This window comes from Pseudoalteromonas sp. A25, assembly GCF_009176705.1.
In the GTDB taxonomy this organism is placed as follows: domain Bacteria; phylum Pseudomonadota; class Gammaproteobacteria; order Enterobacterales; family Alteromonadaceae; genus Pseudoalteromonas.
Map to the genome: position 1 here is coordinate 302,235 of NZ_AP021847.1, position 13,175 is coordinate 315,409.

A 13,175-nucleotide genomic window follows, 5' to 3' on the forward strand; every position below is an offset into this window, starting at 1 on the left:
ATGATCATTGTGTGCGACATCGCGTATCCAGCTCTGGGGTTAATTAATTCTATAAATTCAAGAACAAATTAAAGGTCTAGCGAGTGGCGGGTTTGGCGAATGAGAATATTGCTATCTCGCCATAAAGAAACACGTAGCTTATTGGGTGGGTGACAATGCCAATACCACGGCTGCAAATGTAAAAACAGCAATGCTTTATAAGGCAGTAATCTTACGCTCAAAAACGCAAACAAGAATAATAAAACAACCGTAGGCGAGCTTTGTAGCTCATGCAAAAACTGCTGTGCTTTTGAAAGCTGAGTGATTTGCACCAAGCTTTTCAAGTCGCTTTTGTAAATATAGGGCGCAGCAGTTTTAGCCTGTGTAATGTCACTGCTGCCTGAGGGTGCCACTGAGCTTAATAGCAAACCATATAACAATAGTGCTGTGGCAACCCCCAGCACTATCATGAATTTTGCTAGCAACCTCTTATAAGGCATGCTTTAGTGCGTTCCCGACTGCACTTCAATATCGAGTTGACGCTCGTTGTTCTCTTCGTCTAAATTTTGTATATCTTGCTGTACGGCTTCATTTGGCTCAACAAGTGTTTCAGGAAATAGATATTGCTTCAGCCACTGCTCTTGTTCCCATAAAACGTGGAGAATACTTTCGCGCGCTTTGTAACCGTGTCCTTCACTTGGCAGCATCACTAAACGAGCTTCTTTTCCTAGCCCCTTTAACGCAGCAAACATACGCTCTGACTGCATTGGAAAAGTGCCAGAGTTAGGATCTTCTTGTCCATGTATCATCAACATAGGCTCATTAATTTTATCTGCATGAAAAAACGGGGACATGTTGGCATACACGTCTTGAGCTTGCCAAAAGTCGCGCTCCTCACCTTGAAAACCAAATGGCGTTAACGTCCTGTTATATGCCCCACTGCGTGCAATACCTGCAACAAACAGATCAGAATGGGCAAGCAAATTAGCAACCATAAAAGCACCATATGAATGCCCAGCAATAGCTATCTTGTTTTTGTCTGCAACCCCTTTATCAACCAACACATTAACCGCAGCTTGTGCACTGGCAACTAGTTGTGTTCTAAAGCTATCATTCGGTAAGGCGCTCCCCTCACCCACAATTGGCATCTTAGGGTCGTCAAATACAGCAATGCCGTTTGCTAAATAAGGCATAGGTCCCCAGTAACCAAAATATGGGAATTCATAGGGTGATTCGCGCACCTGAGATGCTACTTTTTTATCTTTATACTCAAGTGGATATGCCCACATGAGTACTGGGATAGGCCCTTGCGTAACATCATAGTTTGCAGGTAAATACAAATTCCCTGTTAACTCAACACCATCATTGCGAGTGTATTTAAGCTGCTCTTTTTTAACACCATTAAACTCTGGGTAAGGATGAGAAAAGCGAGTCAATTGAGTTAAGGTGTTAAAGTTCAAATCGCGGATAAAGAAGTTCGGCTGCTCCGTTTTTGACTCTCTAATTGTCACAAAGCGCATGCCTTCATCATCGAGTAAACCTTTGATACGTTCATAATACGGTGCTTGCGATTGCCAAATACGCGTTGAACTATTCGTTTTTATATCATATCTGTCTAAAAATGGTCGGCTCCCCTCTTTTGAAGCCCCTTTACCATGTAAAAATAAATAACGCCCACCCACCAGTTTTAATACTTCAGAGCCTAAATCGCTGCGTGTAGTTATAAAATTGCCAGGGTTTTTGTAGGCATCGTTGTAGCTGCGCTCAGAAAAAACCACGCGATTTAGGTCTGCAGCTCTTGGTGTGATCACAGAAGTACGTACAGTGCGGTCACTAAAACGCCATTCGGTTAATAAGGCAACTTCGTCGTCAGCCCATAAAATGGATGAAAAACGGTGTTCAACTTTTGCAAATAGCTCAGGCTCTCGTTTAAACGGCGCACTAATTGAATACAAATAATCATGATGTTCAACGTCATTTTTCATATTTCCTTCATCTTGCGCGTGCGCCCATACCACAGTCGCACCTTCATCAGCACGCCATTGAAATGCTCTTGGACCACTACGAACGCTGTCAAAACCTTGTGGGATATTCTCTGCAAGAGGTTGCTTTGCAAGCTCATAAAGCGGAAAACCTGTCATTCCCCATATTTGCCAAACACTTGCAAAGCGCTCGTACGGCACCTGATATGAAAAAGGCTCTGCTATCATACCCACAATTAAACTAGTGGAATCGGGAGATACACTGAAAGATTTTACCAAAGTAGGCTTGCCTATTGCCCTTGCTTTGGCATTTAAAGATATCTTTGCCAATTGCCCTTGAGCGTAGAACTTAAACTGGGCTTCATCGAATGGGCTTCTCAATAAGTTTTGATAGGTTCTTACTGGCGCCTTTTCACCACGACTTTGTTGAATAATAGGCACTACTTTTTGTGCTGTTGGTTGCAAAGCAGGTTGTCCGTGATTTACTGCAAAATTTACTACAATTGCTTTGCTATCAGGTAGCCACTCGTAGGGGATTTTAGTTATCACACCGTTAAGTGTTGACTGCGTTAGCTGAGTTGATTCGCGCTCTTTAACGTCATATACCCAAAGCGTTGCATCACTTTGCTGTTCAACAACAAAGGCTAAATATCGACTGTCTGACGACCATTTTGGAAAGCGTATCACACCGTTAGCTGGTAAGCCGCTTGGGCGCAATACCGAGCCGGTGTCAACATGTTTGAACTCTAACGATACATAAGTGTGGCGAGATTTACGCATAAATGTTTGAGGGTTAAACTTGATACCAGCTAACGCCTTTTCAGGACGGTTTAAGTCACTTAACGACACCACTCTTTGACGCTCTAACAAAGCCAACCATCGACCATCAGCACTAAGAAAACTACTTGGGATCAACTTTGCATCCACTAGCTTCGCTATTGCTGGGCTTGGAGCCTGATAACCCGCTGGTTGCTCAGCTTTGCCAAACGCTGGCACTAAAGTGACAATAATTAGTCCTAACAGCCAAATTTGCTTCATTATTTTTGTTGCCCTAACTTAGTTCGAACCTTCATTTCAACCGCACATAGTATACTTAAAAATCACAAATTTCAGCCCCCTTTAGCACTTTTGCTTAAGTTGCGGCTTTTTCTATTAAGGGCTTTGCGGTACCATATCTGGATGCTTAATATTGATTAAAGTGTAAAATACAGCGGCAAATTGCCATAGGCTATGCGACCCACTCCCCTTTTGAACATTATCGTTACACAGGGTATTTTTAATCTGTAACCGAAGTACACACCTTAGTAGATGTGTCGTAGTAAATGTGAGAATCATCACTGTGTGTAAACAAGTTTTAGTTATTGGCTATGTTTGGCCAGAACCCAACTCTTCAGCTGCTGGTAGCCACATGATGTCGCTACTGAAATTTTTTAAATCTCAGCAATGGCATGTTGAATTTGCGAGCCCCGCACAACCAACCGACCATATGACTGATTTATCGCAGTACGATATAACAACTCAAAGCATTCAACTTAATTGCGCGAGTTTTGATGAATACGTGCAAAAGTTACAACCTGACATAGTCATGTTCGACCGCTTTATGATGGAAGAGCAATTTGGCTGGCGAGTTGACCAGTTTGCCCCTAATGCATTAAAAATTCTCGATACAGAAGATTTGCAGTGTCTTCGTAACGCCCGCCATGATGCGCATAAAGCAAAACGGCCACTAGTGCAAAGCGATCTTCACTCAGATCTGGCTAAACGAGAAATCGCGGCCATTTTACGCTGCGATCTCAGCCTCATTATTTCTAGTTATGAAATGGCATTATTAACAGACACATATAAAGTTGACCCAGCGTTATTACATCATTTGCCATTTATGGTTGACCTAACGGATTTGCCCAGTTCGCTACCTGCGCGCAATGAGCGTCAGCACTTTATGACGATAGGCAACTTTAGGCATGCGCCGAACTGGGATGCCGTACTTTACTTACAAGAAATATGGCCACTCATTCGAAAGCAGCTTCCTAAAGCAGAGCTTCACATTTATGGCTCTTATCCTCCGCCAAAAGCAACTGCGCTTAATAATCCAAAAACAGGCTTTTTAATAAAAGGCTGGGCTGATGATGCACTTGAAGTGATGAAAAATAGCAGGGTATGCTTAGCGCCACTGCGATTTGGAGCGGGTATAAAAGGCAAGCTACTCGAAGCGATGATAACCCAGACTCCAAGTGTTACTACCCCAATAGGTGCTGAAGGTATGCATTTAGACCTACCGTGGCCAGGCAGTATTGCAACGAGCGCTCAAGATTTCGCAGATAAAGCCGTTGCGTTATATAATGATGAGCTAGCCTATACTCAAGCGCAAATAGCTGCCAGCAACGTATTAAACCACCTGTATGATAAAACCCAACTACAGCAACAGCTATTTGAAAAAATATCACTAATAATTAAAGATATAGAACTTCATCGCCAACACAATTTTGTTGGCCAAATGCTTAAACATCATACTATGCGCAGCACTCAATATATGGCGCAGTGGATTGAAGCAAAAAATGTCAATAAAAATCGTTAAATAGCCTAGACTTTGCAATGAAAGCGATTAGAATGCGCAGCAATTCCAATCGCTCCATTCACCGCCTGTAATCTCACAGAAGGTCAATGGTTGGTCATTCTTTTACTTTAGGTTTCACACAGTTGAACACAGCTACCTTTACTCAAAAGCGCAAGTTTATTGTAAAACTTGGTAAGATGTTGCACAAATATGGTACGCCTGCATACCGCCTTGAAGCGCATCTTATGGAGGTTGCAACACACTTAGGCTTAAAGTCGTCATTTGTCATGTCTCCAACCTCAGTGACATTTGTGATTTGGACCGAGGGCCACGAGGAAGAATATACTCATGTAGCGCGAGTAGACCCAGGCGATCATGATTTAGGCTCGTTAGCAGACACCGATGATGTAGTGAATAAAATGCTGTCTGGTCAACTGACCGTTGAACAAGCCGATGCTGAACTAGAAGCTATCAGTAAACAAAAGGCGCCCTACAGCAAGCTTATGACAGGTTTTGCATTTTCAGTTTCAGGTGCTGCGTTCGCAATGCTTATGGGAACAAGCTGGAACGATGTGCTTTGGTCAGGGCTGTTGTCTATTGTGGTATTTTTGTTTGTGCTTTGGTCAGCGCGCTCTAAACGTGTAACGCACATGCTTGAACCTTTGGTTGCAATCGTGGCAGCGATTGGGGCATGCGCTATAAGTAGCTATATCGACCCAAGCGTTAATATTCGCTTAGTGGTGCTATCCGCAATCATTGTGTTTATTCCCGGTCTTGCGTTAGCGCTTGCTTTTGCAGAGTTATCATCAAGGCATTTGGTCTCGGGCACCGCCCGTGTCATGGACTCACTCATGCTATTATTTAAACTGTACTTTGGTGCATTTCTTGGTATTAGCATTGGCTTTTCGATGTTTGGGATAACCGATTTTGTCCAGCCCACCCCACTCCCTAAATGGACTGCTTGGTTGGCTATTTTACTACTGTGTTTAAGCTTGATTGTTATTTTTAGAACAAAATTAAAGCACGCAAGTTGGTCAATCGCTTCTGGCTTTATTGCATATGCAGCCAGCATAAGTGCTGCAGTCTATTTTGACTATTCTATTGGTGCATTCGTTGGCGCTTTTGCTGTTGGGGTATTTAGTAACTTATTCAACCGCATAGTTAACGCACCCGCTTCAATTGTAGCGATGCAAGGCTTGATAGTATTAGTACCGGGCTCTAAAACATACATTGGCTTAAATTCCCTTATCGAGGGGCAGAGTTTTGTGCATGCAGATCACATCGGACAACAAACATTCTTGATATTTATGTCGTTGCTCGCTGGTTTAATTTTTGCGAACGTGGCATTGCCACCAAAAAAAGCCCTTTAAATAAGGGCTTAATCACAAATTTAGGATTGTTTAGGGACTATTTTGTTTAATAAGTTATTTTATATTAAACATTCATTAATCGCTTTTACTACTGCCTGTGTTCTATCTTTTACGTTTAATTTGGCCAACACTGTAGAAACATGATTACGAATAGTCCCCTCAGAGTTGTTTAATTGCTCAGCAATCGCTTTATTTGATAACCCAAGCGACATACATTTGAGTACTTCATGTTCTTTTTTGGTTAATGACTCCGTTTTCGCCGCGGTTTGCTTTAACATATATCGGGTTATCGTTTCTTGTAAGACAAGTTCGCCGCCATACACCGCTTTGATTGCCCTTATTAAACTTTCTAACTCTGCATTTTTTAAGATGTAACCACGTGCACCAAGATGTATTGCTTTGACCAACACATCACAATCTTCAAAAGTGGTGATAATTAATACCTTGGTGTTGTTGTTTTGGCTTTTCATCGTTTGCAATACTTCAAGCCCGGTTTTTTCTGGCATGCGCATATCAAGCAAAACCAGATCATATTGCTTTTCAGCCAATAGCGTTAAGCAGACTTCGCCATTTTCTGCACAGTCCTTTACATGAATGGCTTCATCAAGTTCTAGCAAGCTTTTTAGCCCCATACGCACAAGCGTTTGGTCTTCAACCAATAAGCAGTTTATGATCTCGTTACTCATAATCAGCCTCTTGAAACGTTAACGGAAATGAAATTTCACTGATTAATCGGTCTTTGAGAATACTTTGTTTAAACGTGCCAGATAATTGCTCTAGCCTTTCACCTAAACCTTTTAGCCCATTACCCGGTTTTGGTTGTTTAACTTCTTTTTGATTGTGCAGCGCGCTCACTCTGAGCCAAGGTGCATTGCTATTACTTTCAGTAAATTGCACAATTTGTACCGTAAATTCAATTTCAGTCGCTTTGGTGTGTTTTAGCGTATTGCTAATCATTTCCTGACAAAATCGTACCACACATATGCTTTGTTGCTGTGTAAGTGTTACAAGCTCATCTGAGATTGATAGTTTACAATTTAGTTGCGGGGTCGCAGCAAATACCTGCTCTAAGCTATCCTCGAGTACTGCGTGCTTTTGCCGTTGCTTAGAAACGATTTCTCTGACTTCATCAAGCACATCTTGACTTAAACGATGGCAAAGCGATATTGCGTCTAACGTCTCACTAGACGCCTGTCGTTTGGCTAGATCTAAGTTGATACTCAACGCAGTTAACTTATGCCCCAGCGTATCATGTAACTCCCTCGATAAGCTCAACCTTTCTTGCTCTGCCCCCATTGCCGCCACCAAGCTTTGTGTTGCTTTAAGCTCTTTATAGTTTTGTTTTGATTGATAATGAATATTTAAACTCTCTACGATCCTTCGACTAACGAACCAATTCATAAGCGAAAAGAAAAACCAAACTAGCAAGGTAGCCCATGGGATGCTCCCCTCCCATCTTTGCCAATGCGTGATGCAGTACGCACTTAAAATAGCGATCACGCACAGCAGCATTTTAAACGCAGAAAAGTGCGCACTAAAAATTGCAGTAAACATCACCAAATGAATAAACACTAAACTCGTCGTTGTAAGCTGCATCAACCAAACTAGCAGCATAAAATAGACGCTGGCAGCATGATTAACATAATCATTCGGTCTTTTTATGATAAACCACAATAAACATAACAATGCCAAATGGATTGGTGTTTGCATAAATATACTGAGTTGCGAATCGGCGTAATAAAAACACGCTATTGTTACTCCCAGCCAAGAAGCAATCGTTGAGTAACTCCAGTCAGTTGTGTGTCGTATGGTTTGTTCCATTATTATTTTTGCTCTAACCCAGTAAAAAGTGTACCCATTTATTATCTCAAGCCACCACCTTTTGCACCAGTGATAAATGTCATAGAAAATAACGTGATAGGCATCACATTTTTTACCATTGGGGTTTCGTTATGCTAGCTGCACTTTCTATTTTTATAGGTGATTTAGATGTTTAACGATGCCAGATATCATTTTATGGATAACTTGCGTGCTCAAGCTCTATTGCTTGGTATCATTTACCATGCGGCTTTAGCTTACAGCCCATTTATGCAAAACTTATGGTTTACTGCAGACCCAAAATCAAACTATGCTTTTGACTTACTCAGCCACTGGCTACATCTCTTTAGGATGCCTGCTTTCTTTATCATCGCAGGCTTTTTCGCGCACCTTCTATTAGCAGCAAAAGGAAGCAAAATATTTTTGTGGCATCGCACAAAACGTCTTGCTTTGCCATTTATTGTTTTTTTACCATTATTGAGCATTGCATTTATCTTTTCTCTCAAGTGGCAAGCCTCGATTGTCACAAATCTTCCACCCATTTTTGAACTGTTCAGCCATATGAAAGAGCCACAGTTAAGCTCTATGCACCTTTGGTTTTTGTGGAATCTATTTGGCTTTTGCGTGCTCTTTACTTTGTTTTGGCAAAAAAAGAAGGTGCTATTTTGTATTCTTGATATGTTTAACAACCCTCTCGTATTAATAGTTCTGCTACCTTTGCTTATTTCATGCTCACTCTATTTTCAATACGTTCCTTTTAGCGCCCCGGACAAACTTACTATTGAGCTGTGGTCATATGGATTTTATGGTGTTTTCTTTTTTTTCGGAGCAAGCTTATATCAAAATCTAACCTTACTTGAAAAGCTAAAGCCATACGCTAAATACTTATTTTTAATAGGCATTGTGAGCTACAGCATATACTTACAACGATTACCTGAACCGTTCAGTATTGAGCAAGTTATTCTCTTTGCACAACTAGGTGAAGCAAACATATCCGGTGCTAATCACCTGCTCACTGTGGTTATACAGAGTATCTCAATCGTTAGCTGGTCATTATTGGCGGTGGTGTTGGCATATCAATTTATGTCTCACACGAATGCAATACTCCGCTATGTCAGCGATGCCTCATACTGGGTTTATCTTATTCATTTTCCGGTATTAGTTGTTGTACAAATACCATTGATAGATTTATCTCTGTCAATTTTTGTTAAATATATACTGAGTGTATTAGGCACTTTATTTGTCTGTTTTGCCAGTTACCATCTCATAGTTAGACGCAGCTTTATTGGTGTATTTTTAAACGGGAAAAGATACTAGATCATTGTCATGCATAGGCGAGGACTTCTGCTCGCCTAGCAGAGGCTTTAAGTATTTAATCAGTATGGATATCATACCAAATTCCGTATTTATCACCTTGATAGATAAGAAAATTAAATAAGTAGCCACTTGCCAACATGATCAATCCTCCCGCCAGAGCAGCTTCACTTACAAAGCCCAAGCAACAGAACACAAAACCACTGATATGTGCCAAAAACTGCACACGAGTCGCTGAACGTCTAGTTGGTCTGGCCTGCAAAAAATTAAACACAAACCATATTTTCAAAAACAGTGGTAAAGTCTGCCAGTTGTCTTCATTTTTATCTATCATAAATTGCTCCTGTTGTAGCTGTTTAATATCTACGTCAAGTGCACTGGCCAAACATTTTAATGATTCGATACTCGCGTTTTGACCATTTTCAATACGTTGAATAGTCCTAACATTAAGACCCGCCATATTGGCAAGTTGCTCTTGAGTTAAGTGCTTGCTCAAGCGAAGCTGTTTTAAAATCATGCTTTATACCCTTGCACTTTATTTCTCACAGGTTGGCACATATTTTTCTAATCGCTTACGACTTCTACCCGACAGGCAAACAATGTGAAACTATAAGCTTTTATATCAAGCAATTATAAAAAACATGAGTATTGAACGGTATTGAAAGATCATACTTTAACTAGTGGAAAAGTGATATGAAGTAGCCAGATAGAATACAGGAAGGCTTAGGAAGTAAACACATAACAAGGTTAAACAGCCAACAAAGGTTGGCTGTTTAACTTTATCACTTTAAGGTAAACACTTAGACTCCATATGCATATTGAACTTTGCAGCGAATGCTTGTAGTGCAGCTGCTTTCTCGCGTTCACTATCGCTTTTGAGCACGTCATCTGAAGCAGCAATAAGCCAAGTTTGGCAACCTTCCCTTAGGCTTAAAGGTCCGCGTGCCATACCCACTTTTGGATAAAAGTAACCTCTTCTGTTGAGTGCTATTAATCCAAAAACTTGTTCAGCTTCATGCGCTTTAATAACTTGTTCAACAGGGTTATCGACAAACCACTCAAGCGCTCTTTGCTCATTTACCAAAGCGGTTGGCAATGGGCTGGGTTGATCTTTTGCTACCATTTCGCAACCACTTAACAAACATAATGCAAGTAAACCGATACTGAATTTAAGCATACTCATTCCTTTTACTATTGCGCCTAGATACAACACCTATTAACAGCAATGGTAACCAATAACCAAATGAACCACCACTTGATCCACTATCAGGCGTTTCATCTAAGTTATTTGCTGGCGGTGGTGTTACAACCACAGGTGGCGCACTCACATCAATCGTGAGCATAGCTTGCGCCATTTCTCCGCCCGCATCAGTAATGGTATAGACAATCTGCTCTTGTCCTGAAAAACCATCAGCTGATTGATAGCTAATTACATTACCCGATATTGCAGCCGTGCCGGTACCCTCATATATCAAGTCGCTAAGAGTTAAGTCATCGCCATCAATATCCGTATCATTGGTCAACACATCAAATGTAGTTGCAGTTCCAGAGGTTGCCTCTCCAGTGTCATTGGTTGCGACAGGCGCATCATTCACGGGTTCAACGGTTATCTGGGTGGTAAAGTTTGCGCTTGCTCCGTCCTGATCGCTCACTTTAATCGGCACTTGCAACAAGCCATTAAAGTTGGCAGTAGGCCTTACAACATTTGCTTCTAGAGTATAATTTTCGCCAGCTTCAATTGCCAAAGTAAAGTTGCTACTGTCAACATCTTGCACTTCAAACAATGCAACTCCAAGCGTAATTGTCTCATCTTCTTTGACTGACAAAGCTTGTTGCGACACAACCTGTGGTGCGTCATTAACCGCAGTCACCACCACTTTTGCAGCGTAACTTGTACTTGTTGTGCCGTCTGTAAGGGTAACATTAACGGTTAAATCGCCATTATAATTGCTCGCAGGTGTAACAACATTACCCGCAAAAGTGTAGTTGCTACCTGAAAGTACCGTAAGGGATAGAGCCGAACCTACCTGTTGATTTACCACTGAAAACTGCGATGCTTCTAGGGTTATGCTAGTATCTTCAGCAACGCTAAGAGATTGTTGTGACGTCACTGCGAGTGTTGTAGCTAACTCAAATTCTTTAGACAGCGCATAAAAAACGCTTGATGCACACTGAACCATCACCCTCGCTTTGTTGTTTTCGCTACCAACTAAGGTCACCTCCTGCTGCCCGTCATTAGGCGTGTTAGCAACAATAATTTGAGTTTCTGTCGCATCACTATTGGTCTGCATGATATTGACGTTAGCGCAAGAAACTGGTGCTTGGTCGGTATTAGCAACGTCCCAACTCACCGTAACCATATTATTACTACCTGCTTTGGTGTTTTCATCTGGCGCAGTAATTGCAAAAGGCCCAGCCGCTGCAACTGTCGTCACAGTCGCGGTGTCAAAACTCACCCCACCTTTACCGTCTCTGACAATAAAGCGAAAAGTCATCGTCCGGTTAGTAGTAGGGTAGCCATCACCTTTTGTCACTTGGCCTGATATAACATCAGCGAGTAGTGGAAAATAACGTGTAGCCGATGCGCTTGGTAAGTAAGGTCTAAACATAGGCCCCTCACCATTGTCTTTTAAGTCTGTGCTGTTTGATGTTTGAGCCCCTAAATCTAATTGCTCCCATGCATATGACAGCGTATCGCCGCTATTGGCATCAGTCGCAGAGCCCGTAAGCATAAATGGTGTATTAACAGGAATTGTATGATTATCTTTTGCATCAGCAACAGGTGCGTTGTTTCCGCTATCGGTTAAAGTTCCGCAAGTAGCACCCGACTCTTGAGTGAGGTGATTATGCATTTGCTCAATACTTTTTGAGTGAAACATCGCGATAGAATTGGATGCCAAGTTTTCACTGGCACAGATCCCCGCATAAGCCATAATCGTGATCCCGCTTCCTGGCTCATATGCTGAGTCAGATACTCTTGTTGTACATGAGCCATCCGAACCGTTATAAGTGTGATTTGCACCAAACTGATGACCTAACTCATGAGCTACATAGTCAACGTCAAACGCATCGCCTTTTGGGTTTGCAATCCCCGTCATCCCCTGAGCTTTTGCCCCATCAGCACAAACGACCCCCAATGCTGCCAACCCTGCACCTGAGGTAGCCATTAAATGACCGACATCATAATTCGCAGCCCCGATTAGGGTATCAATTTGTGTTTGCACAACTGAAAGCGTGTCATTCAAGTTACCGTTATCATATGGATCATTTTCGGTAAAAATTAATGTGTCATTATTGGCAACCAGCTCAAACTTTACCGATAAGTCAGTTTGATAAATTTGATTAACGCGATTAATGGTTGTAACAACCCCGTTCAGTGCTTCAGTTTTACCGCCATGAAAGGTGGTATACTCGTCACTTGTAGTAACCGCTAATCGATATGTGACCATTTCAACTTTGCCACCATTACTAATTAATGGCCCTCTTTTATGATCATCCCCTAAAGGCATATTACTTTGTGATAAAGTCACAACTTCATCTTCCCAAGCGCTGTTGTGACGTGTTTTTTTGTAGACTTTGTATAGCGTATTGGTTGGGTCAATATATAGCGCTTCACCATCTATATGATAGAAGGCAAAAAAACCATTTGGACCAACATCAAACCGGCCCGTGTTGTGCGTTGCACCAACTTGATGGCCTGCAAAACTTCGGATCATCGGATATTTGTTCTGTAGCTCAGGCGCCATTATAGAGTCATGCCATAAAACATAATCGACAAATCCGCCCTGCCCGTTTGGCAAGCTAACGTTGAGTGCCGTTTTATCATTTGCCAACGACAAAAGGTCAGACTTAACCCTATTAAAATCAAGCCTGTAAAGTGATAGGTAATCTACTTGCGACAAGTCATCAGACTTAACGCTCATCTCTTGCCATTGCCAACTTTTCACATTATTGGCATGAAGGGTAAAGGGTAAAATAAGTAAAGATAAAAACAGCAGAAAGCGGTTCATAGTCAGCTCCGTGTAACAGACGTTAAAGCTGAGTATAGACCGCAGACCCATGATTGCTTATTTTTTATACAGCCTTTTTATTATTGTTCACACCTTGCGCTAGTCACATTTAACGTCGCAAAATTATTCGATAAACCGCACCAATAAA

10 protein-coding genes are annotated in these 13,175 nt (G+C 41.6%); 3 read left to right on the forward strand and 7 right to left on the reverse strand.

What is annotated here, in order from left to right; genetic code table 11:
• Positions 1–68 precede the first annotated feature (68 nt).
• The gene (locus GDK41_RS17945; protein WP_152087853.1) at positions 69–479 is read right to left on the reverse strand and encodes a hypothetical protein; all 411 of its coding nucleotides are present in this window, start codon (positions 477–479) and stop codon (positions 69–71) included.
• A 3-nt stretch (positions 480–482) separates the two neighbouring features.
• A complete protein-coding gene (locus tag GDK41_RS17950; protein ID WP_152087854.1) occupies positions 483–2,999 on the reverse strand; it encodes a S9 family peptidase in 2,517 nt (838 codons plus the stop codon).
• Positions 3,000–3,300: 301 nt separating this feature from the next.
• Here GDK41_RS17950 and GDK41_RS17955 point away from each other — a divergent pair, with 301 nt between their 5' ends.
• On the forward strand, positions 3,301–4,536 hold the full coding sequence (locus GDK41_RS17955) for a glycosyltransferase (protein ID WP_232056607.1): 1,236 nt from the start codon (positions 3,301–3,303) through the stop codon (positions 4,534–4,536).
• Positions 4,537–4,658: 122 nt separating this feature from the next.
• Complete coding sequence (locus GDK41_RS17960) at positions 4,659–5,885, forward strand: threonine/serine ThrE exporter family protein (protein ID WP_152087855.1); 1,227 nt, start codon at positions 4,659–4,661, stop codon at positions 5,883–5,885.
• 59 nt (positions 5,886–5,944) lie between these two features.
• Here GDK41_RS17960 and GDK41_RS17965 read toward each other — a convergent pair whose 3' ends face one another.
• Complete coding sequence (locus GDK41_RS17965; protein WP_332096124.1) at positions 5,945–6,571, reverse strand: response regulator; 627 nt, start codon at positions 6,569–6,571, stop codon at positions 5,945–5,947.
• Entirely contained in the window at positions 6,564–7,706 is a 1,143-nt protein-coding gene (locus GDK41_RS17970) for a sensor histidine kinase (RefSeq protein WP_152087856.1), read from the reverse strand. The genes GDK41_RS17965 and GDK41_RS17970 overlap by 8 nt, the downstream gene beginning before the upstream one ends.
• Before the next feature lie 168 nt (positions 7,707–7,874).
• Here GDK41_RS17970 and GDK41_RS17975 point away from each other — a divergent pair, with 168 nt between their 5' ends.
• On the forward strand, positions 7,875–9,020 hold the full coding sequence (locus GDK41_RS17975) for an acyltransferase family protein (RefSeq protein ID WP_152087857.1): 1,146 nt from the start codon (positions 7,875–7,877) through the stop codon (positions 9,018–9,020).
• A 55-nt stretch (positions 9,021–9,075) separates the two neighbouring features.
• Here GDK41_RS17975 and GDK41_RS17980 read toward each other — a convergent pair whose 3' ends face one another.
• The 3 genes from GDK41_RS17980 to GDK41_RS17990 all read right to left on the reverse strand — a co-directional run bounded on the left by GDK41_RS17980 (position 9,076) and on the right by GDK41_RS17990 (position 13,027).
• The gene (locus tag GDK41_RS17980) at positions 9,076–9,534 is read right to left on the reverse strand and encodes a helix-turn-helix domain-containing protein (protein ID WP_152087858.1); all 459 of its coding nucleotides are present in this window, start codon (positions 9,532–9,534) and stop codon (positions 9,076–9,078) included.
• Between the two features lie 270 nt (positions 9,535–9,804).
• Positions 9,805–10,194, reverse strand: a complete 390-nt coding sequence (locus GDK41_RS17985) for a hypothetical protein (protein ID WP_152087859.1) — start codon at positions 10,192–10,194, stop codon at positions 9,805–9,807.
• The gene (locus GDK41_RS17990; protein WP_172971674.1) at positions 10,187–13,027 is read right to left on the reverse strand and encodes a reprolysin-like metallopeptidase; all 2,841 of its coding nucleotides are present in this window, start codon (positions 13,025–13,027) and stop codon (positions 10,187–10,189) included. The genes GDK41_RS17985 and GDK41_RS17990 overlap by 8 nt, the downstream gene beginning before the upstream one ends.
• Positions 13,028–13,175 lie beyond the last annotated feature (148 nt).